Source organism: Prosthecobacter sp. GW821-HT29F12 (assembly GCF_058803405.1).
This window is the reverse complement of record NZ_CM179517.1, coordinates 7,321,062-7,345,943: the sequence shown is the minus strand read 5'-3', so window position 1 is coordinate 7,345,943 and position 24,882 is coordinate 7,321,062. Positions and strand designations below refer to the sequence as shown.

Sequence of the window (24,882 nt, the reverse complement as noted above, 5' to 3'; positions counted from 1 at the left end):
GGCGACGATTTCCACATGGGAGCCGCCCAGCAGTTCAAGGGTGCCGCCAAAACGGCTGCCACCAAGAACCAGAGCGCCAGTGTCTGCAAGCTTGCTGGAATTGTTGGTGGTGTAATCCAGGCGCAGAGTGCCGGCCTGAACCGTGTGGTTGGGCACATTGAACGAAGAATTCAAAGTATTGCGGGTGGTGGGATCTGCCTGGCCGCTAAGGATCAGCATGCCGCCGCCGATCTGCGTGACGCTGCCGTCACCGCCCAAAGATCCCTTGAGATTGAGAATCGAACCCTGCTGCACCAGGATGGTGGAGTTGGCATTGACAAAAACCGAGCCAGCCCATGAGCTGCTCCCCACAGTGGTGGCCAGAGTGCCGCCAGCGAGGTACATGGTCTGCACGGTGTTGTAGGCCACATTGCGCAGGTCGAGGGTGGCATTCTGATTGCCGATGAGGTTGCTGGCGTTGGTGCCGCCAGCGATGATCACGCCTGCGCCGCCCGAAGCACCGAAAGCGCCGTCCACAGTGGCTGCCAGAATACCGGCATTGACCATGGTCTCGCCTTTGTAAGTATTGGTGACGCCAAGGACCCAGGTTCCGTTGCCGATTTTGTTGAGCGAGGTCGGCCCACCCGTGTCATCCCCCAGCACCAGATTGAAGAGGTTGTCACCACGATTGGCTCCACCCAGGGTCAGGGTGCGGGAGCCGGAGCCGGTAAATGCCACAGCGGGGGAGCTAAGATTGTAGCCAAAGGTCAAGGTGGCACCGATCAGAGTGCCGTCTGCGATGATGGCTCCGGCGCTGTCACCCGTGCCGAGTGTGAAGGAGCGGTCGGTGAAGCTTGCGCTATTGTTAAAAAACCGCAGAGTGCCACCATTCAGGACCAGGTTGGCGGCAGCATTGGAAGAGTTGCCGATGCTGCTGTTTTGGCCACCGAATCCAATATCGGAGACGCGGAGCCCCCCGCCATTGATGACGGTAGGGCCTGAGTAGGAATTGCCGTTGGCCAGAGTCAAAATGCCATTGCCATTTTTGGTCAGTGACATGACACCGAAGGAGACCGCTCCATCGCTGATCACCCCATTAAAGGTGAAGTTGTCGGAGGCATTGACAACGAGGTTGGAGGCTGCGGTGCCATTGTTGGTGACCGTGCCGGTGCCGGTGATTTTAGCCACTGTGGTGGAGAAGCCGTTCAGATTGATCGTGCCATCGGTGACGACGGTATAGCCCCCGCCGGTGGTGCCGACCAGGCCGGTATTGCTCTCAAAACGGACTTCGCCGCCGTTGTTGGTGAGGGTGCCGTTGAACTGATTGCTGCCGCCCAGGCGCAGGATGCCGGAAGTCAGCAAAATATCGCTCGTAAGCGTATTGTTGCCAAGCAGGGCAATCGTGGACCCGATCATGCGGATGAAGCCGATGGTGTTGTTGCCGGTCAGTTTGACGGCATTGAAGCCATTGAATGCCAGGTTTTGATTGGTGCCATCCGCGACTGCGAACTGGGAAATCTCGATGGTGGTGTCGTCAACGATCCTGGTGATGACCGTGCCGTCCGGGATGCCATTGCCGGTGACCGTGGCCCCGACTTCAAGTCCTGCGGTGGTGGTGACCGTGACGGTGGTTCCGCCGGTGACGAAGGTTGAGGCCAGCGTGCCGGTGTTAGCCGTCTGCGCGCCGATGGTTTCCAGGCCGCCGGAGAGATTGTTGTTACCTGCGATGAGCAACACACCGAGACTGCTGCTGTCGGGAGCATAGATCAGGCTGCCGACGTTTCCAACGATGCTGTTGGCGGCGCCGATGGTCAGCGTGCTGTTGGTGGCCACGCGGAAGAAACCGTCCGCGACGCCCAGGGTGATGCCACGATTGGCATCGTTGAACACCAGGTTGGTGCTGGCGCGCAGCACCCCACCGTTGATGGTGAGCTGGTCAGCCTGATACGCGGTGGGATTTGAACCCAGGTCACTTTCACGGGTGATCTGCAGCACGCCGTCATTGATGTAGGTCTTGCCCGTGTAGGTGTTGAACACCCCGAAGGTCAGCGTGGTGGCGATGGAAGCAGTGGGTTTCTGGGAGAGGACCACCGTGTTATTGCCGGGATTGAAGCTCACCACTGTGGTGCCAGCCGGGATGCCCGATCCTGTCACCGTGGCTCCAACCGCGAGATCCGCAGTGGTGTTGCCATTGAGCGTGATGGTCGTGCTATTGGGGTTCATGGTGGCGACAGCCAGGCTCACGGTCGGGTTCAGCACCAAGGTGCTGGCCCCGGATTTCACCAAGGAAACCGCATTGCCACCATTGTCCACAATAGCGCTGAAGACGTTGAGCTGGTTGGTCGGCAACTGGAAGATCAACTCGTATGGATTGAGCGATCCGGTGTAGGTGCCAGCAGTGAGCTTGCCGTTCGCAATGGTATGTGTCGCCTGGGTGGCGAGGATACCCCCACTGTTAACAATCAGGGTGCCCCCGCCCATGTTAACGGGATTGATGTTGATGGTGAGGCCGGAGGTGCTCTGAATATTGAGCGAGTTGACGGTGCGGGTGCCAATGGCGGCGGTGGGAGCCTGGGAAGCTTGCACCTTCACATTTTGCGTGGCGGTCCAACCTGCGATGGCGGTGGTGTTACTAGTACCCGTCGCGGTATAGCCAGTGTACCCCGTGATGGCGTTGACGTTGACACCATTGACGTTCTGAGTTGCCACGGTGGCCCATTCGTAGGCCTGCACACCTGAGGTCAAGGTGGAGCGGACCGCCCAGCCGCCAATGATGCCGTTTCCGTTGGTGATGAGGGTCGTGGGTGAGGTGGTGAGCGCGATGACGCCGAGGTCCGTGTTGCTACGGATTGAATTGAAGATGGCGGTGGATCCCGCAGCACGGGTGCCGAGGCTGTCGAAGGTCAGGAGGTTGGAGGCTGAAGTGGCCCGCTCAGAGACGATGCGGTTGGAACCGCCCGCGAAGGACAAAGTCCCCAGGGTTTCAGAGAAGTTTTCCGTGCCTGCCGTGCCGACGCCCTGAAGGGTGAGCTGGCCACCATTCATGACGATCGCGGCGGAGTCGTTGATGCGGTTCACGGCGGTTGCGCTCGTGTTTTTGATTCTCAGGCCCTGGAAGGTGTTGCCGTCAGCCAGTGTGCCGCTGCCGGAGATCAGGATGCTGGTCACGCCGGTCAAGGAGCCCGAACCTTCAATGCGCATGTCGCCGCCGAGAAGATTGACCACTCCCGACACAGTGCTGGCTGAAGCGACCGTCAAAACAGCACCCGAGGTGACGTTGTTGCCATTGCCGACCACCGACAGTCCGCCGGACTGAACATTGACCACGCTGTTCCAGTTCACGGCAGTCAGGTTCTGTTTGCCGGAAATGTAAAATCCGCTGCCAGCGATTGTGATATTAGCGCCAATATTGGTGGTGCCGCCTTCCAAGACTTGGAAGCCGCCGCCGATGGTGGAAGCGGAATTGAAGGCCAGAGTGCCGTTGCCGCCGTCGCGCACGATCGCACCGGAACCAGAGATCAACCGGGTGAAGGTCCAGCCTGCGCCATTGTTGATGCGGAAACCCAGAGTGCCGTTGTTGACGATCGACTGAGCACCGAAGGTGCCTGAAGCGATGCCATTGCCGAAATTGGTGGCGCTTTCGAGAACCAAGGTGGCTCCGGAGTTGATGGTGGTGAGGCCGGAATAGATGATGTTGCCAAGAGCCAGGACCTGAGTGCCGGTGCCGCCAACGACGAGGTTGAGCACACCGGTTCCGGTGTTGTTGGCACGATCCCGGAGGAAGCCGTTGAAGTAGTTCACCCCGCTGGTGTTCAAGGTCAGGGTGCTGTTGGTCGCCTGGTTTTCACCCTCAAGGTTTTCAATGACACCGCTGGCGGTGAAATCGGACAATCCACGGACGGTCTCATTGAAGCCCATCAGCTTCCAGTAGGAATTGTTGCCGTTGTTGCCGGTTGAGTCGCCACCAAAACCGGAATCGAATCTGATGAGGGAGGTGTCGGCGATCTGTTCGCTGGCGCCAAGCTGGACGGTGGGGGTTCCCGAGCCGCCCATGCTGACATTGCCGATCTTCAGGTCTCCGATGATGGTACCGTTGGTGATGGTCTTGGCCAGCACGAGATTGGGGTTGGTGGCATCGCTGGAGCCGCGGCTGAACACGGTGGTCAGGCCGGTGTAGGTGTTGGCGGTTCCGCCGCTCAGAGTGAGACGCCCAGGTCCCATGATGTCGAGGCCCAAAGTCGAACCCGCGACCTGTGAAATGGAGCCGCTGATGTCGAGACGGGCGGTATTGCCACCCGCGTTGACATTGATGCGGAGGTTGCTTGCCATCACAATCGGAGCGGAGATCAAGTCGATGCCGACGGTGGTGCTGTTGGACTGCACCTTGCTGAGCAGGGCCTTGCCATAGTCACCATTGTTGAAGATCAGGCTTCCGCCGCTGCCTTGGGCAATTTCGAAGCGAGCGGTGTTGTTCTGGTCACCCATGACGAGCACGCCCAAAGTTTTATTGCCATCGAGGGTAAGGATGGTGTTCGCGGCGATATTGGTCGTCAGACTGACGATGGCTCCGATCGAGTTTGGCACGGCGGCAGGCAGCCAGGCGGCAGCGGCGTTCCAGGAAGTGCTCGCGCCCAGATTGAAGTTGCTCATCAGGACCGGGATGGTACCTGGCTTGGTGATCGCGAGGATGATGCCGTAGGTGGTGAAAAGGCTCACATCATAGACGAGTCCGCCGCCGAGAGTCGGCAGGATGAGATCGCCACCGCCGGAACCGCCCGTGCGGTAATTCTCGCCGACGTTGAAGCTGGAGAGCGCATTCAGGCCCACCCAGTTGCCGAGATTGAAGATGTCGCCGCTCTGCGCCTTGCCAGAGGTGGTGGCCAGGGTGAGGTAGTTGTTGAGATCCGAAACGACGAGCGTGGTGTTGTTCAGGGTCAGCATGCCGTTGACCGTGATGAAGTCCGTCCTGCCGGGGGTGATTGCGGTCGCATCCCATGTGGCTCGATTCAGATCACGATATCCGCCCAGGGTGTCATAGGTGCCCGTGAGCAGTGAGCTGGTCAGACCGGAACCACCGTTCAAGGTCGCATTGCCAATCTGGAATGTGGCAGCGGAACCGGTGTTCAGGGTGAGATTGCCGTTGAAGGTGAGGGATCCGACACTCGTGCCAAAGGCATCGCCGGGAGAGAGCAAGGAGCCGGTGTTGAACACATGATTGGTGCCATCAGTGAAGTTGTTGGCCAATGTGCCTGCGGTGCCATTGACGGTGCCAGATCCAGCCAGGGTGGCTCCGGTATTGACGGTGGTGGCACCCGTGCCGGTGCGTCCGCCAGAGGCGTTGCCGACCTGGAGAACGCCGCCGTTCACGGTCGTGGTACCGGTGTAGCTGCTGGTGGTGGAAGTGAGCACCCAGCTGCCAGCGCCGGTCTTGACCAGGCTGGTCGCTCCAGCATTGTCATTGACAGAAACCGCCAAGGTGTTGGCTCCGGTGTTGGTGCCGCCGAGGGTGAGGACGCGTGCACCAGCGCCGACGAAGCCCATGGTGACAGAGTTATTGAAGGTCAATGTGCCAGTGCCTGAGGCCTCAATCGTTGCCCCCGCAGTGCCGACACTGAAAAGCCGGTTGATCGAAACGGTGTTGCCGGTGTAGCGCAGCGTGCCACCATCAATGATCAGATTGGAGGCCTGGTTGGTGGAGGCTCCGATGCTGCTGTTGGTACCACCGTTGGCCAGGACGCCGACTTGCAACACCCCGCCACTGATGGTGGTGACCCCCGTGTAACTGTTGGAGCCGCCCAGGCGCCAGGTGTTGGAACCGGTCTTGGCTAGTGATGTGGTTCCGCTGCCATTCCCAATAGCAGCAATGATGCTGTTGATGATGGCGGCGTCACTGGTGCCGGTCAGCCTCAGTGTGTGTGTGCTGCCTGAAGTGAAGGCCAGTGCGCCGTTGTTGGTGAAGGCCAGTGCTCCAGTGCCAGAAGCGTCCAAGGTGCCGCCATTGGTGCCGCCGACGGTGAACAGGCGGTCGGTGCTGGAGCCGGTGCCTTCGTACCGCAGGGTGCCGCCGTCGATGACGAGATTGGCCGCAGCATTGGTGGATGAGCCTATGGCGCTGGCAATGCCGCCGTTCTGAAGATCGAGAATCCTGAGAATGCCGCCATTGATGGTGGTGACGCCGGTGTAACCATTGCCTGCAGAAGCGCTGAAGGCGATGTTGCGGCTCGTCTCGGCGGCTTTGAAAATGGTGACCGTGGTCCCGTTATTCGCCGTGACCGTGTACAAGCCGCTAGGATTTGGGGTTCCGTCTGCATCGACCTTGTCATTCACGGCAAGCGAGCTTCCGGGCAGGTCGAGGGTGACCGTTTCAGCAGCGGCCATTGCGTCGGAGGCTCTGTCGATGGTAAAGCTCAAGCCGTCTGAAGCGATGGAAACGACACGAGATCCGGCCTGGATCCCTTCGCCGCTGATGAGCTGATTGGTCACCAGACCGGTGGCGTCCCCCTGAATGGTCGTGGTGCCGTTGATGATGCCGCTGACGTTGGTGCGGCCATTGTTGGGCTGGAGCAGCCAGGTGCCGGAATCGGTCTTGGTGAGGGAGGTGGCACCGGTGCCGTTGCCAATGGCGACGACCATGGTGTTGTTGCCGGTGTTGGTTCCGCCCAGGGTCAGAAGGCGTGCGGTGGTCTGGTTGTTGAAACCCATGGCCCCTGCACTGTTGAAGATCAGCGCGCCCGAACCGGAGGATTCGATTTTGCCACCCGAACTGCCCACGGAGAACAGCCTGTTGATCGAGGCCCCCGTACCGGTGTAGCTCAGAGTGCCGCCATTCAGCACGAGGTTGGCCGCATCCGCCGTGGAGGCGCCAATGCCGCTGTTCACCCTGCCATTGGCCAGAGTGGCCACCGAGAGCACGCCACCTGTGATGATGGTCGCTCCCAGATAGCTGCTGTTCAAGGCATTGGAGGCCATGAGCAAGGTGCCCGTTCCTGCCTTGGTCAGGCTGTTGCCGACCTGGTTGTCATCCACCACACCGTTGACCGTGAATGTGAAACTGCCGCCGACGTTCCAAGTCTGGCTGGAGCCCAGGATCAGGTTGCTGTTGATGACATTGTTGGCTGAGTTGACGGTGATCGCCGTGGGGCTCAGCAGCATCAGGGTGTTGTTCGAAATGGTGACCGGGCTGCTGCCACTCAGGTAGGTGAGGCTGCCGGTAACCTGATTGCTCCCCAAGGTGATGCTCAGATTGCCAGCAACCGGGTTGGTGGTGGAGAATTTGACGTTGTCGAAGATGCCAGGCGCAGTAGGCCCAGAGCGAAGGACATTGCTCGTTTGATCGGTGTACCAATTGGCGTCGGTCCACAAGTTGCTGAGAGTGCCACCCCACCAGAAATCCACCGGAGTGGTGGCTGCCGCCACCTGGACTGAAATGGCCACGGCATTAGCGATGTTGGCAATGTTGGTGATTACTGCATTGGAGCTATCCCGCATGACCAGACTCAATCCGTAGCCTTGTCCGTTCACCAAGACACCCGGAGTGGCCAGAATAAACGCCTGGGCCAGGGTCTGGCTGTTGAGATTGAGGCCGCCGGCTTTGAAGGCGATCAAATCATGCAGACCCGCGGTCAGTGACGAGGCTCCTGATTGTGGCAGGATGAAGACGGTGGCACCACTGACTCCCACATTGATGGTGTTGGAAGCGGCGGTCGTCACGTCAGACACGACAATGGTGTCCGCGCTGTTGGCGGTCGTGCCGAGGTCAAAGGACATGCGCACGGTGCCGGCATTTGCGGTGCTGTTGCCAATGATCAGACCCGCGCCGGAAGTCCAGGCGGCGCTGCGATTGATGGTGAGAGTACCGGTTGAATCATTGTTCGCCATCGTGAAGGACGAACCGGGAGCCAGATTCAAGACGGCTCCGTTGGTGGCGGTTCCTGATGCGTTGGTATTCCCGATTTGGTAATTGAAGCTGGCAGCGGTGGTCACGGCCAGCGTGGCGTTGGCGGCCACATTGACGTTGAAAGTTGAGCTGGTGGTGGCCGCGTTGTCCAGGGAGCCAGCGGAGAGGATCAGCGTGCCTGCATTGACGTTGGTAGCCCCGGTGTAGGTGTTGGCGGCCGTCAGCGCCCAGGTGTTGCTGCCGTTCTTGGTGAGCGAGGTCACACCGTTGACGGTGGTGCCGTTGTTGGCGATGACCTTGCCAAAGGTGTTGGTGATGGCGGCGATGGAAGTGCCGGTGAGGATCAGAGTACGCGTCTGCTCCGCAGTGCCGTAAGCAATCGTGCCACCCGAAGAAGCGAAGGTGAGCGAGCCGGAGCCAGAAGCATCAATCGTGGCGGTCGCGCCAGCCACAGTGCTGCCAATGGTGAAGCCACGGTCTGTGGAAGTGTTGGCGACGCCAATGTATTTCAGCGTGCCGCCTTCAATGACAATGTTTGCTGCAGCAAATGCTCCCGCGCCGATGCCGCTTGCCACGCCACCATTGGCCATAGTGCTGACGCTGAGGGTACCGCCGTTGATGGTGACGGTGTTGGTTCCGGTGAAGTTGCTCACGCCGGTGAGGGTCAGTTCGCCAGTGCCCACTTTGACAAGGCGCAGATTGGCGAGCGTGGCTGCGGTGAGAACTCCTGAGAAGGTGGTGTTGGTGCTGTCTCCCACGGTGAGGGTGCTCAGCACGCCTGTGCCGGTGTTGGCAGCGGAAGAAGTGATGAAGCCGCCTCCAGAAAGTGATGCAATGGTCTGGCTGCGTCCGGCGAGATCCAAACCGGCGCCGGTGGCGATCGTGACTGCGGTACCGCTCGGCAGGACATTGCCGGCACCTGCGCCGGTGGTGTTGTCGCTGGTCATGCCCAGGCGAAGAATGCCTCCATTGATCGTGGTGGCTCCCGTGTAGTTGTTGGTGTTGTTGGTGAGCAACAAGATGCCGTTGCCCGTTTTGGTCAGTCCTGCCCCGGCCCCGCTGATCTGGCCACTGATCACGCCCACCACAAAAGCGCTGTCAACATTGATGGTGCGTGTGGTGGACCCGAGGTTGACCGCACCGGTGAGAGTGAGGTTTTGATTGGTGGTCTGACCGCCGAAACTGAAATCGCCCGTCACCGTCACGGCATTGCCGGTGTAGGTGGAGAAATTGATGGTGTTGGCGTTATTGTTGGCGGCGACGTTGTTCGACGACAAGGTGATCGTGTTGGCGCCGACGTTGATGCTGGTGATGTAGGTGCCCGCCAGGACGCCGGAGCCCCCATAGACCCCCTGCCCGACTGCCAAAGTGGCAGCAACGCCAGGAGCGAGAGTGACAATGTTAGAATTTTGCACGGTGCTGGTGCTGATACCGGTGACATTGCCCGCCTGGATGGTCGTGCCACCGGCGATGGTCAGCGTGCCAGTGCCCACTGCACCGCTGGTGAGTGCGCCGGGATTGCCCGCCGAATTGGTGCCAAAGATCAAGGTGCCTTCGTTCAGATTGAAGCCGTTGGTGAAGGTGCTGGAACCACTCAGGACCAGCGAGCTGTTGCCGGTCTTCGTGATAGCGCCGCCGGAACTGGTGATCGGCGCAGAGATGACCAGGCCGATGGGGGAGAGACCCGAAACATTGATGACGGGAGCCGTGCTGGTGAACTGGATGGCGGAATTGGCGGCGGTGGTCGCGGCCTGAATCATGGGGGTGGTGGCAAAGTCATCGTTGACCACGGTGATGGCATTCGCAGAGGTCAGCACGAGGGTGCTCAGCGCTGTGGGCGCGTTGAATGCGAACCTCGGCTGGGTGGTGCCACCGGTGTTGTTGAAGGTGAGGCTGGCCAGCGTGGTGGTGGTGGCGGAGGTGTAGCTGAACAGGTTGAGCACGGACCCACCGTTGAGGGTCACGTTGCTGCCCGCAGCGATCTGCCCGATGGTGGAGTTGAACTTGTTGGCATTGCTCATCGTCACCGTGGAGTTGTTGACGGTGAGATCACCGGGGATGACGATGGTGCCGGCTGCGCCGTTCAAATTGAGCGTGCCGCCGTTGACGAAGGTGCCGCCAGTGTAATCATTGGATACCCCTGTGCCTGGATTCAGCGTCAGGGCGCCGCCGCCGCCTTTGACCAGGCTGATGGCGCCGGTCACCTTGACGTTGAAGGCGGTTGTGCCCTGATTGATGTAAACGAAGAAATCGGGACCGGTGCCCGTGAGCGCCGAGGCCGCATTGCCTGCATTGATGTTGGAGCCGCCTGAGTTGGTGAGCAGGCCGACATTCAGCGTGAGGGTGACGGGGGTGGTGCTGTTGCCCAGGGTCAGAGTGCCGCCGGTGTAGCGCAGGGAATTGACGGTCTTGGAAACGAGCAGGGTCGGGCTGTTGCCGTCACTGATGTTCCAGGTGGACTGGGTGCTGGCGGAGGTGATGTCAAAACCGTCGTAGGTGGGGAACGCATTGCCGCCGGCGAACACATTGCCGCCCACAACGCTGCTCAGCGCCCCGATGCCCACGCCGTCCTTGTAAGTCGCAAAGCTGTCACCATTGACGACAGCCCAGCCGCCGATCAGCTTGTTCACCAACTGGCTGGCGGAGACGCCGACGCCATTGATCAAGGAAATCTGCACCGCGGCGTTGTTGTTGTTGCCCGTGCCGCCCATGCCCACGCCGTTGCCGGCGACGAAGTTGACCATGCTCCGGTCACTGTCGGTGCGTGTGAGTGATCCGATGCTCAAGTTGACCGCACTGCCGGCATTGGCCGCAGGAGTGACGGTGATGGTGCTGCCGCCGCGTTGAATGACCAGATTGTTCACGACCACGTTGGTATCGAGTGAACCACCGCCGGTGATGGTGAACGCCCCCCCCTGAAGGGTGAGCGTTGTTCCGGCGTTGATGCGAACCGGGTTGAGATTGTCCAAGGTGCTGAGACCACTGTCGTCCCAGTTCAGCGTGGCGAAATTCACCCCGATGGAGGAAGTTCCTGAGAGCGTGCCGCTGTCGCGCAGCGTGAGGCTGTTGGCCCGGACCATGGTGGCTCCCGTGTAGGAGTTCACATTGGTCAGGGTCATGGCGGAATGATTGGTGAAGGCCAGATTGCCCGTGAGGCTGCCATTGAAGGTGGTGGTGTTGCCGGTGGTTGTCAGCGTGGCGAGCGTGCTGGAGGAGTTGGTCACGACGCCCGTGCCGCCCACACTGTTGTTGCTGTTCAGGAAGGCGACCGCCTGATTGTAGCCATTGAGCTCCAGGGTGCCGCCATTGACGGTCAAGCCCTGGAAGCTTGCGATGGTGGTGGTGGGAGCGCCCAGCGGGGTGATCGTTTGCGGAGCCCAGATGGTGTTGTTGCCGCCGTTGAGAATCAGCGTGCCCGCATTGACGGTGGTGGTGCCGCTGTAGTAGCCGCGTCTATTAAGGCTGACCGTGCCGTCCCCTGACTTCGTCAGACCGCCCGAGGTGTTGAACAGGCTGCCGTTCACATTGAGCACGGTGTCTGCACCGACGGTGTGGAAGTAGAACGCGGCGTTGTTGTTGGAGGCAAAGAACGGGGCGTTGATGCCTGCATTGCCGCTGAAGGCAAGAACACCGCCGGTGTTGACGAGTTCATAAAGCAGGCCGGCACTGGTGTTGAACATGCCAAGGGCGGCCACGTTGCCGTTGGAGACACCACCGCCAGCCTGCAGCGTCAGGCTGTTGCTGTTCTGGCTGAAGGTAATGAGTGTGTTGGTGCTGAGCTGGAAGTTGGTGGTGAGGCTGTTGGACAGGCTGGTGCTCATTTCTGCCGAGGTCAGAGGCCGCAGGAATCCTGTGACGGAGTCTTTGGTGACGAAGGCGGTGCCCAGTCCCGTTAGTGAGTTGTCCCCGAGGATGTCAGAGCGGATGGATTTGGTGGTGGTCCCGTTGGCGCCCGTACCTTGGCTGGCAATGACGTTGAAGGTGGTGGCCAGAAGATTGGCAAAACCAGCGGAAGCTGCGGTTCCTGCGGCGCTGAGATCCCCGCGAAGCAGGAGTGTGCCGCCGGTCTGCACGCCATTCAGCGTGGCCACGGTGAGGGTCATGGAAGTCGCTGCGTTTGCGTCGAGTGTGATGATGCCGCTGCCGCTGCTGATGGTGAGCTGGCTGACGGTTTCAACGGTGTTGGCGCTGGCGTTGCCAATGATGTTGAAATTACCACCGCCGATGTTGAGAACGGTCGTCGGCGTGGCGGTGAGCGGTGTGGCGAGACGGTTGTTGAGGTTCCCGGCACTGTTGTCGAGCGTCAGGGTGCCGCCGGTGAGAACGGTCTGGTTTGGCAGGATGGCAGTGCCCGCACCTGAGTAGGTGACTCCGCCCTGGCCCACCGTGAGAATGCCCGTGGAGCCGCTGATGGCGTTTTGGACGCCGGTGATGGTCATCGTTCCCGTGCCGATCTTGGTCAGAGAGACGGCGTTAGGCGTGCCGTCATTGAAACGGTTGAGCTGACCGGAATAGGTAGTGCTACTGTTGTTGAAGCCAACCGTCAGCACGGCGTTGTTGGCGACGCTGTTGAACACCGAGCCACTGCCAGCCAGTGCGCCCCAGATGGTGGACTGGCCGTTGAGATTGAGCGAAGTCCCCGAATTCAGGGTGAGGGTGGAGAAACGTGAACCGGCGTTGACCGCACCCGATTGGATATTGCCGGCAACGACGTTGAGGGCGCCGACGAAAGTGGACTGATTGATCTGCAGCACGCCATTGCCCAGCTTGTTGAAGCCGCCCAGAGATCCCACCACACCGCCAAGGATGAGGCCGGGGGTTGTTGGAGCGAAATTGGTGAAGGTGCCGAAGTCGAAGGTGTTGACGGTGATGTTGTTGAGCGTGCTGCCGAGGTCGATGCGCCCCACAACCAGAGGGGAGGCCGCTGGATTGAACGGATTCGAGGTGATGCCACCCGCGCCGATGGTGAGCAGACCTTCACCGGAATTGACGGTGGGAGCCAGGTTGCCGCCACCCGAGCCATTGAAGGTCAGCCCCTGCAAGGTCTGGGTACCTGCCAGCACGAGAATGCCGCTGCCATTGATGGTGACTGCGTTGCTGGAATCAATGATGCCGCCAAGCTGCTGGACAAGGATGCCGCTTCCTGAGACGGCGCCGCCATTGATGGTGATGCCGCCAGTGCCGAGGGTGCCGGAACTGCCCACCACCAGAACACCAGAATTGACGACCGTTCCACCCGTGTAGGTGTTGGTGGCATTGAGGGTGAGATTGGCGGCGCCATCACTGCCGGACATGATCAGGCGGAGGGGCCCGGTGCCATTGTCCTTGATGGCCGCATTCATGGTGAAGGTGCGGTTGGTGCCACCGTAGGGCAGCACGTGGATGTAGAGGTCACTTGCAGTATTGGCCAGGCCGCCGGTGATGAAGCCGTTGTTGATGGCGATGTTGACGTTGTCATTGGCCAGAGCCAGCAGGAGGCCGCCCCCCTGCAGGGTGAGTGTCTTGCCACCCAGATTCACCGTCGTGGCGGCCACGGACGGATTGAGCATGCTGAAGGTGTTGACCGTGGTGTCCACCAGAAGCGGTCCCACGCTGGCGGTGGCGCGAATGTTGTCGGTGGCGATGGGGGTACCGGTGAGGGTATTGACGGAGTAACCGGCAAAACCGGTCTGGCTGAGGCGGCCCACCCCCAGGTCAGGGATGTAGCTGGCGAATTCACGGTCCACGACGGCCCAAGGTCCGATGAGACCATTGGTAAGGCCGCCGCTGTTGATGTTGACGCCGCCGGTGTTGGTGCTGGTGAGGACGCCGTTCAGGGTGGTGATGAGGATGCGGCCGTTGTTGCCGATGGCGCCGATGCCGTTGTCAGGGAAGCGAATCGTGGCCGTGGACCCCGCCGTGCGTGAGAGCGAGAGGAGGTTGAGCGTGGCTGAGTTGATGCCGGTGCCGCCATTGGCAGCCTGCACCATGTTGAGCCCCTCGGAGAGGATCACATTGCCAACCGATTGCGCGGTGTCTGTCTGGGCGCGTCCCTGATAGACGAGCGATCCGCCTTTGAGCGTGATGTCAGCGGCAAGGTTCACGCGGTTGGCCTGGGCAAAGTTGACATTGTCATCCAGACGGAAGGTGGCGTAATTGACGGCGATGGAGGAGGTGTTGGAGAGAGTGCCGCCATCTGCGAACAGATTGAGGCCCCCTGCAAAAACCGTGGCACCACTGTAGGTGTTCGCATTGAGGAAGTTGTACTGCTGGTTGCTGCTCTTGAGGAAGCTCATGGCCCCCGCGCCGGCTTCCTGCTTGATCACGCCGCCAAAATTGAAACCGCCGTTATCCAGGCCCAGGATAAGTGCCGCAGCTCCCGCTCCCGAGTTGGTGAAGGTCCCGGCATTGCCCTGCAAGGCGGCGCCATCACCACGTGTTCCGAAGGCAAACTGGGAAGTGCCGTTCAGGTCCAGCGTGGCTCCAGGGGCGACGATGAGGAACTGATTGGGGGTGAGCGTGTTGTTACCGCCGTTGAGTTTCACCGTGCCGTTGTTGACGGCGAAGTTGCCCGTCAGGAGGTAGCCGCTGAGGTTGGCCACACCGGCAAGATTGGTGGGAGCATTGAGAATCAAGGTACCGGGCAGGTCTTTGACGAAACCACCCGTGCCAGTGATCACGCTGTTGATGGTCAGACTGGTTCCTGCGGCGATGGCGGCGTAGCCCTGAGCGCCCAGATTCAATCTCGGGACACTGATGGTGTTGTCGCCATTGACGTTAAGGATGGAACCAGCCGTCAAAGTCAGTGTCGCCCCCTGGGTGGCGATGGAGTTTGTCACGTCAATGCCAGAACCGTTGATCTTGATGGCATTAACGGTCCGGCTGGTGGTGCCCAGAAAGGTCACGGCTCCCGTGATTTGCATGGTCGCTGTCGCTGCCGCTGTGTCGAGGTTGTTGCCGGCGGTGTAGGCCGTATATCCCGCCGTGCCAAAGGCTCCCACGCCCGGAGGCGTCGTGCCTCCGACATAGCCGGCAAATTCAAAGGTCTGGGAGTTGCCGGGGGACAAGTTGATCAGTGTGCGTGCCAGAAGACCATTGGTGGTGCCTGGTGCTGTGGTGAAGATGACTCTGTTGACCACGCTTGCGTTACCCAGATTTGCCCCAAGGAAAATCGTGCTGGAGTCACCGTTGTTGGTCCAGCTGGAGAAGGTGAGCGTGTTGGTGCCGCCAGCGCCTTGGTTCATGATGATCGTGTTGGTCGCACTACGATTAGTGGTCAGCAGGCCGAGGGTCTGCGCGGAGTTTCCGCTTGCAACACCGTCGAATCTGATGGTCCCGCCGTTCAGTGTGAGCGCACGCGCACCTGCGAAGTGGGCGGTGGCGGCGCCCTGGGTGTCATCCACCCACAGCAGTCCCGAAGGCCCCTGAATGGTGATGGTCCCCGTGCCACCCAGGGTGACTCCCGAGCCGGTGATTTTGAAGGTTCCTTCGTTGATGACCAGACCATTGACGAAGGAGGCGCTGTTAGCGCTAAGGGTTGTGGTGCCCGAGCCCATCTTGGTGATGGCATTGAGCGCGCCAAATCCAGCGCCGCTCACGTTGATGGCGCCGGCACCGGCAAGGAGCAGGTTCTGCGCACCGGTGATCGAGCCGGTCAGTGAGAGCGTCGCGCCTGCATCTGCACCGATGGTCGAGGCCGTTGCGAGCGTGACCGTACCGGTGACAACACTGGTGGTACCGTTCGCAAGCGCCTGAAGGGCACCGCCGTTGTTGATGCCGGAACCATTCAGAGTCAGGGCCTCACCGCCGATGTTGACACCGTTCAACTGCAGTGCGGCACCGCTGCCTGTCACCACCGTGTTGCCCGTGACGGTGCCGAGAGCAGCGGCATTGGAAACTTTCACCGCTCCCGAGCCGATGGTCAGCACGCCGTTCCAAGTGCTGTTGGCGTTGCTGAGTTCCAGCGTGCCGTTGTCATTTTTCCGCAGCGCATTGGAAACGGAGGTCAGGCCGAAAGCCGTGTTCAAGGTCAGCGTGTTGCCGGCCGTCACTTCGATGGCGTTGCTGGCCTGATTCAAGGTGATGGTGCGGCTGGTGGCGAAGGTCCCGGTCACACGCAACCCGACGGCAGTGGCGGCGTTCACATTGAGAATCACGCCGTTGGCCACATTGCCCAGTGCTTCATTCGAGGAGACCGCAACAACCCCCCCCTGAATGTCCACATTGCCGGTGAAGCTGTTGGAGGCATTGCCAAGCACCAAGGTGCCCGCACCCAGCTTGGTGATGGCACCGCCTGAGACGACGCCTGAGAGAGTCAGCCCCTGAGTCCAGCTGGAGTCCGACGCGGCGCTCACATTGATGACCTGATTGGAGCCAAGTGTGACGTCGCTGGTGATCTGCAAGCCGTAGCCGTTGCTGTTGGTCACATTCAAACCACCGATGGTGAAGGTCGTGCCGGTGGAGCCGGCAATTTGAATCAGCTTGTTGGATGGCGAGGTGAAGAGCGGGGCGTAGACGGTCCCCAGACGGCCGACGGTCAGGTTCAAGGCCTGGGTGGAGTTGACTGTGATGCCGCTGGCGATCACCTGCCGGGAGCCGGTGCCGTCTCCATCATTGAGCAGGGAGAGATTACCACCGTTCATGTTCAAGGTGACAGTGTTGCCTGCGGTCACGGCGCCCAAGGAAAGGGTGCCGAGGCCGGTCTTGTTGATCACGATGTTTCCGACGGAACCCACGCGGGTGATCTGACCGAGGGCGGCGGTCATGCCAGGATTGATGACATTGATGTTCACCGAGCCGGGAAGAGTCACCAGACCACTCAGCGTGAGGTTGGAACCGGTGGAGACAGTGCTGTCGAACCTGAACTGCCCTGAGAAAGCTGAATCAAATGTAACGGCGTTGCCGATGGTGAGGCTGGCGCTGGAGAGGAGCGTGAGATTGTTGCTGCCAGACATGGTCAGGGTACCTGTGCCCATCGGGCCGGCGCTCACTCCGCCCGTGGTGCCGGCATTGAAGACGCTGCCGGAGCTGAAGAGAAGGCCGCCGTTTTGGAGGCTGATGCCGCCGGAGAAGGTGCTAGGGCCAGTCAGCTGCAGGACGCCGTCGCCGGTCTTGATGATGCTGCCGGTTCCTGCCACGATGCCGTTGATGCTCAGGGAGGGCTGCAGCGGCGCCAGATTCTGACCGTTGGCATTCACCGCGCTGATGTTGAATGTGTGCGCCCCGCTGGTGAGGACCATGGAGCCAAAGCCTGCAAAGGTGAGCATGCTGTCTCCGGTCACGGTGCCAATGGCCGCATTCGTGGAAATTGTGATCGAAGTAGGGCTGTTGATGGCGGTGATGATGGTGCCTGCGGCAATGCCGCTGCCTGTCACCGCCGAGCCCACCGTGAGACCTGCGGTATTGCCCAGAGTGATCACATTGCTGCCGTTGGTCAGGATGCCGTCCATGATGCTCGTGGTGATGGTGGAGGTGCTGCCAAGATTTGAGGAGGTGGCGGTGATGCCGCCGCTGAGGGTGAGCGTGCCAATGCCCACGAGCAATGACGGGGTGGTGCCGCCGGTGTTGTTGAAATTCAGGGCTCCAAGGGTCTGATTGAAGCCGTTCAGTTCGAGCGAGGACCCGCCATTCAAGTTTAGGCTGGCCGTGCTGTTGATCTGGTTGGAGGCTCCAAAGACCACCGTGGATGTGCGTTCCTGGAAGGTGCTGCCATTGGTGGTGCCACCGCCGGTGATGGTCACATCGCCTGCGCCAAAGGCGCGGCCCGTGGTGGATTTCGCCATGACGAAGCCTGCATTGACGAAGGTTCCGCCGGTGTAGGTGTTGTTGCCAGTGAGCACGACCTGATTGGAGCGGAAGCCGCTGAGGCCGCCCGTGCCCGTGGTGCCGCGACCTTCGGTGCCGTCGATGACCAGAGTCACCGCCCCGGCCCCGCCGTTGTTGTCGATGATGTTGGCACCGACGATGACGTTATGACCATACACGTTGCCGTTGCCATTCACATAGCCAAGCGCATGGAGGTAAAGATCTGCCGCGCCACTGCCCGCAGTGAGGTTGCCGTTGGAGATGACGATCGGCATGTTCAGGGAACTGATGAAGTTGACCGCAGTCGGGGCGGCAATGTTGGCATTGGCGTTGCCGGCGAGGGTGACTGTCAGGCCGCTGATGTCCGTCACGGTGCTGCCCAGAATCACAGAGCCAATGGTCAGGGTGTTGGGAATGGTGGCCAGCAGGACGGTGTTGCTCGTTGTGGAGCTGGTCACCACGTTGACCGTGGTGTTGATCAAATCGAAGCCCTGGGAGGCGATCAAACCACCGCTGGCAAGGTTCAGGGTGAAGCCGCCGAGATCGAGAGTGCTGTTGCCGGACACCACCATGGCTAGGCTGTTGATGGTGCGGTTGCCCGTGAGGGTGACCGTCTGCGGCATAGTCAGGGTGGGATTGGCGGCGCCCAGATTTTGGTCGATGGTGAATTTGTTGCCATCAATGATGGAGGCCACCACGGCACCCACGGGGATGCCGCTGCCGAGGACGGCATCGCCGACTTTCAAACCGGCGGTGCTGGCGACGGTGAGCTGGTTGGAGCCAACGGTTCCGGTGGAAGTGACTGCTGCATAGGCCATGCGAATGTTGTCCGTGGCGATGCCTGAGTTGATGTCGTGGGTGGAATAGCCTGCGTAGCCTGCTGAATTCAAGGCTCCCACACCAGTGCCAGGGTTGTAGCTGGCGAATTCGCGCTCCACCACGGCCCAGCCGCCGATCAAATTGTTGGTGAGGCCGGCGCCCACAATCGCGGTGCTGACGCCGTTGATGTTGTCGAAGAACACGCGGGCGGTGCCGTTGCCGTAATTGCCGGTCACGTTGAAGAACCGGAGCGTGCCGTGGGATCCGGCCTGCTGGGTGAGGCTGGTGAACGTCGCCGTGGAGCTGTTGATGCCGGTGCCGGGGGCTGCAACATCGATGACGCTGGCGCCTTTGCCGAGAGTCAGCGAGCCAAAGGCCTCCGTGCCTTCAGTGCCAAAGCGCGCGCGATACTGGATCATGCCGCCCGACATGGTGATCGGGGCCGCGTTGTTGATCCGATCATCAACCAGCGCGTCGAGAATGCTGGTGCCGTTGTTGTTGCTCAGCAGGAGGGTGGCCTGATTGATGGTAAGGGAGGAAGTGTTGCTCAGGGTGGCGGTGCCGAGGAGCTGGAGGCGGCCGCCATTGAGGATCGTGGCGCCCGTGTAGGTGTTGGCGGAGTAGATGTTCCAGTCGGTGTAGCTGTTTGCGCTGGTGGAACGCACCAGGGCCACATTGCCCGTGATCGATCCTGAGAAGCTGCCACCCGTATTGACCAGGCCCAGAGTGGCCTGATTGGCAGAGGAGTTGATGATCGTACCGCCGATGTCTGGCACCAAGTTGGCGTTCTGAGCAGTCGTGGTGTTGGTGCGCAGAAGGTTGAGCACCTGCACATTGCCGTTGAGGTCCAGCGAACCGCCCTGAAGGACAAAATCATTGTTGTAAAAGATCGTGTTGGTCCCGCCCGCCAGCTTCAGGATGCCCTCATTGATGGCCGTGCCGCCAGTGTAGAACTGCTGAGTACTGAGCGTCAGGGTCGAAGCGCCGGCTTTCACCAACCCGGCCGAAACGCCGAACATGGCTGCGTTGATCGACAGATCGCTCAAGGTGTAATAGACGAACTGGGCGTTGCTGGTGGTGCCCAGACGACCGATGGTGCTGCCACCGATGCTGGCACTGGTGGCGCCTGCAAGCACCAGCACGCCGCCGCTGTCCAAGGTGAGGGTCTGCCCGGCATTGAGGGTGACAGCGCCGCCCGTCTGAAGGGTCAGCGAGTTCACGGTCAGGCTGTTGACCAAGGTGGCGGTGCTCAGGCCGGCCGAGATCGTCTGGTTGGTGGACAGGAGCACGTTCAGCGGAGTGGCGACACCGGCCAGATTGTTGGTCAGCGTCGAAGTCATTTCGGTGCTGCTGTTCAAGGCACGCAGCGCTCCGGTGACCGAGTCAGCGGTGGCAAACGAAGTGCCTGAGCCCGAAACGCTTGGATCAACGATCACCCAAGGAATGATACCCTTGTTGAGGGTGTTGGCACCGCCGTTCTGGCCGGTGAAGGCGAAGCCTGTGCCGGTGGCCTGCAATGTTGCAAGCCCGTTACCTGCCGTACCGCTGATCCCACGCACTAGCATGGTGCCGGTGATGCCACCATTGTTTGTGGCACGTGATACAGCCCCGGTGGTGAAGTTGAGCTGCTTTCCTGTATTCGAGTCACCTACTGCGGTGAGCGTGATAACGGTCTGTCCGGCATTCACTGTGAGGGCACCCACGGTTTCTGTGGTGTCATTTCCCGAATTTCCCAAGATGTTGATGGCGCCGCCATAGAGCGTCAACGCCCGACTGCTGAGCCGGTTGTTGGCATTCGTAGCGGTATTGTCGAGGGTGAGAGTCGCCTGAGGCGTGACGAAGACGGTGCCAGTGCCGCCATTCGCACCGGGCACACCCAAGGTGCCATTACCGCTCAGGACCAAAGTGCCCTGATTGACATAGACCGTCTGTCCGTTGAACACGTTGGCAGCCGTCAGTGTCCAGGTTCCTGTGCCTGCTTTCTCCAGCGAGTAGGTGCCGAAGGAAAGATTCCCGTCGTAGGTCATGGCCGTGTCGATGAAGCCGTTCCCTGCCCCGACCAGTCCAAACCAGGAGCCACGACCAGTGCCAGCGGTGCCCACCCGACCTATCATGGAGCCAGTGATGTGAAGTGTCGTTCCGGCATCCACTCCGATGGTGGCGGAACGGTTGTTATTGTCTGCGCTGGTGGGACCCGAAAACGTGATGATGCCGCTGTAGGTGTTGTTGCCGCTGAGGGTATAGGCCTGGCTGGTGGCGCTGGAGATGTTGGCATTCGCAGTCGAGGCCAGAGTGATCGTGTTGCCATTGACGGAAGTGATAGTGGACCCCATGAAGAAGGCCCCCGCCACCAGCATGGCCGGTGGAGCCCCCACCAACGTGACCGTGGTGCTGGAGGTCGAGCTGCTCAGCACCTGAACCGTGCCGCTGAAGGCGGAGTTGCGCAGAGCGCCGGCACCATTGATGCCGTTGGAGGTGATGTTGTTGCCAGGATTGAAAACCAAGGTTTCTGCGACCGTGACTCCTCCCGTCAGCTCCAGTGCCGCAGCCACATTGGCCACCAAGGTGTAGGCGGAGCCTGAATTGGAGCCGAGACTGTAACTGCCGGTGGAGCCAAGGGCCTCGTTGTTTGTGATCCGCACGACGCCCTGACCGACGGTGAGAATGCCGTTCCAGTTGGAGGTGAGTCCATTAAGCCCCTGCGTCATCTTCTGTGAGAGCACCAAGGTGCCTGCGTCGTTCTTCTGCAGGTTGTTGCTGTTGTTCGTAAAGCCGAAGGTTTTGTCCATCGAGAAGGTGTTGCCAGCCGTGACGTCAATGGCGTTGCTGCCCTGGTTCATGACGAAGGTGCGGCCGGCGGAGTGGAAGGTGCCGTCTGCACGCAGGCCCGCCGTGGCGGAGTTGGTGTTGACGAAAACTTCATTCGAGGCATTTCCCAGCGCCTCATTGCTCGTGAAGGCAAGCACGCCGCCCGAGACATTGATCACTGAAGTGCCGGTAATGGAACCACTGGGTGCGGCTGTGAGCCCCTGGCTCAGGTTCAACTGGGTCAGCACCAGGGTGGGATCATCTGAAGTCACGATCAAATTGGGCGTTGATGCCAGAGAAGCATTGGTCAAAGTCACCTGATGCCTGACGAGCGTGGGGTCGTTGGCGGTGATGTTCTGACTTAGACGCAGTTGGTTGCCGGGCAAGATTTCAGCCACAAAGGTGCCCGCTGGTATGCCGTTGCCAGACACGGCCATGCCCACGCGGAAGTCGCTGGTACCACCGACACTTGTCACAGTCACGATGGAGTTGTTGAAATTGCTTCCTGTGGTCGTGGTGGTGACGTTGTCATTGATGGAGGCGATCTTCGTTCCGGAGGCAATGCCGTTGCCGCTCACCAGCATGCCGACGGTGAAAGTGCTGGCGATGCTCGGAGTCAGGGTGAGAACGGTCTGGCCGCTGGCCACGCTGGAGGCAAAACTCTGCGTGGAGATGGAGCTGATGCGCGTGCCGACACCGCCGGCGTTGACGCCAGTGCCGCTCAGCAGCTGGCCGGCGACCAAATTGGACGCGCTCTCGACGGTCAGAACTGTCCCGTTGATGACACCAAAAGCATTGAAGTTGACCGTGCCGCCAAAGTTGTTGGTGGAATTGCTGAGAACCAGCGTGCCGCCACCGGCTTTGAGAATGCTGGCGCCCGCGCCGGTCACCTGACCGGCGAGTTCAAGGCCCTGGACCAGATTGTTCGAAGTGGTGGCGTTGTTGACCGTGAATGTCGGCGCGCCCGTCAGGGTGGTGACACCGCTCACCTGCAGACCATAACCATTGTTGTTGGCCACCGTCACGCTCCTGTTGCCCACGTTCAAAGAGGAGATCACCGCCCGTTTGTTGGCCGGAGGATTGTAGAAAGGGGAAATGGCGGAGGAAACGGGTCCGACCGTCAGCGTGACATTGCCAGCGACAGTGATGTTATGATTGAAGGCCAGATTCTGCAGGCCGCCGGTGCCGTCACCGTCGTCCAGCAGCTGCAGGGTGCCGCCAGCCATGGTGAAGGTCTTGTTGTTGAGGGCGCTCACGCCCAGCACGCGCAGGTTGGCACCCGGTTCAAAAACCAGCTGCCCGGCAAAGCCCGAGTTGTTGCCCGTGAGGCTCACCGTGCCGCTCTGGGAGGCAAAGCCGGTCTGCTGCACCACTCCCGTGGCCAGCGCATTGACAGCACTGACCGTCGTTCCAGCATTCTTGGGGGTGGAACGGATGACGAGGGTCGTGGTGGCGTCTCCGGTGATGCCGCCTGAGACGATGAGATTCGCTCCCACATCCGCGACGGGCTGGCCGCCCGCAATCGCATCCAGCACCAAGGTCTTGCCGCTGGCAATGGTCACTGCGCCGCCCAAAGTGACTGAGACCGCATTCGCCACGTCCTGAATGACGGCGTTTGAATTGACATCGACCGCATTGCCAAACGTGGTCACGGAACCGGCGCCACCTTTGGAATCCAGCACCAAATTGCCGCCCGAAAGCACGACCTTGGCCGAGCCAATGGGATCAAAGGAGCCTCCAACGGTGCTGCCGGTGAGCACCAGCGTGGGGGTCTGGGAGAAAGTCAGCGCCGTGGAGGAAGTCACCGCAGAGGCATCTCCCGAGACCTTGAACTGGGTGCCGTTGACGATGGCGATGATGACCGCGCCCTTGGGAATGCCCGTTCCGCTGACCGTCATGCCCACGGCCAAACTTGAGGTGCTCCCACTCGCCAGTGTCAGCGTGCTGGCCTTGCCGTTGAGAGTACCGTCAGCCACATAACTCGAGGCGACGTAGGTGGCATTTTGGGTCACGGATGTGCCGATCATCTGAATGCTGCTGGTGGAGCCCAGAGTGTTGGCGCTCTGAGTCCCATTGAAGTAGAGCCAGCCAGCGCCGGTCTTCTGGATGGTCATGGCCCGGCCCTCATCCGAAACCACGCCGTCAAAGGCCACATTCATGTCCGAGGCGATGGTGACCGTGCCGGCGGTGCCTGAACCCAGGGTGCCAAACACGGTAGGGGAACCTGCGGTCCCCCCAAAGCGCAGCGTCTTGCCAAAGCCGCCGCCGTTGCCCACCACGGCGGTCTGGCCGAGGAGATCGTAAGACGACACGGTGAGCTTGGCACCCGTGTCCAGCAAAAGGCGCCCCATCTGAGCGGAGGTGATGGTGGTGTTTGAGAGAGAAATCTCGGCGTCCCCCGTGAGGCGCACATCATTGCCCAGCTGCAGGGCGTTGCTGGAACCGTTGACCGTGTTGACATCCGCCAGACGAAGAACGCTGTTCGGAATGACTTTGCGAATCTGCCCGTTGCCCTCGTTGGTGTCAGGGCCTGCGTAGCCCAGATTGATGTTGCCGCCGCCGGAGCCATTCACGTAGTCGATGCGGATTTCGTGTGCGCCGGAAGCCAGAAAGATCGGCGCGCTGGAAAGATCCGTGTTGCCTTTGCCGCCGTCGTTGTTCAAGACCAGCACCCCGTCGATGTAAACCTTGGCACCGTCATCAGCGGCGGCAAAGAAGGTGTAGGCTCCGGCAGAACCGATGACCACCTTGCCCACCCACTGAGCGCCACCGGCCGCCGGGATGTTGTTGACATTGCTCAACTGGAGGTCCGTGCGGACGCTGTCTGCGACCCCGGTGAAATTGACGAGGCCGCTGTCACCGGTGCCGGTGGTGGTGAACTGACGACCTGAGAGGCCGTTTGAGGTGGAGTTGAAACCAAGAATGTCGAGCCTCGAACCTCCCTGCAGAGTGACCTGATTGGTGCCCAGCGGGTTCTTCCCGGTGGTGAGGTCGGTGGAATTCGCATCCACCCGGAGCATGGCTTTGTTGCCAACGGAAATGCCGCCGGTCAGGGAAGTGGCGAAGTTGTTGTTGCGAGTCCCCAGGTGCAAAATACCATACTTGGACCCGGCAGAGCTCGCCGTGTCGGTAAACTGGATGGACAGACCATTGGTGCCGGCCAGCGGAGCCGTGAGAGAAACTTCAGTGTCGGAGACGCTGGAGTCCCCCTTGATGGTGATGGAAGGCGAAGCGCCGGTGAACGTCAGCGTATTCGCTGCGGAGGAAGAGGTGATGCTTGTTCCCGCCGCTTCGAACCGCAGACCACCCACGGAGATGGGAGCGGTGATGGTCACGTTGGTGGAACCCAGGAAAGCAGCGATGTCTCCGCCCGCGTTGTTCCAGGCAATCTGTGTTCCCGCCGAGCCCGTGGGCACGGTAGCCAGCCAGTTCTTGGTGGTCGTGTCCCAGTTTCCCGAGGTGAACTCGCCGGAAACCTTGCCATCTGTCGTCCAGTAAATGGTCGCAGATTGCAAAGGCGTGGCGACTTGCATGACGAACACCAGCACGGTCATGAACCAGCCGAGGAGGATGCGATTGTGTCGAAGTGTTTTCAT

1 protein-coding gene (cut by a window edge) is annotated in these 24,882 nt (G+C 60.5%); it reads right to left on the bottom strand.

Going from position 1 to position 24,882, the window contains the following annotated elements; genetic code table 11:
* Window positions 1-24,882: the 5' portion of an autotransporter-associated beta strand repeat-containing protein gene (locus AC3RLQ_RS30205; RefSeq protein ID WP_493032636.1), read on the bottom strand. Its footprint begins 6,555 nt before the window's first position; 24,882 of the gene's 31,437 nt are visible here — the first part of the coding sequence; it begins with the start codon at window positions 24,880-24,882; its stop codon lies beyond the left edge, outside the window.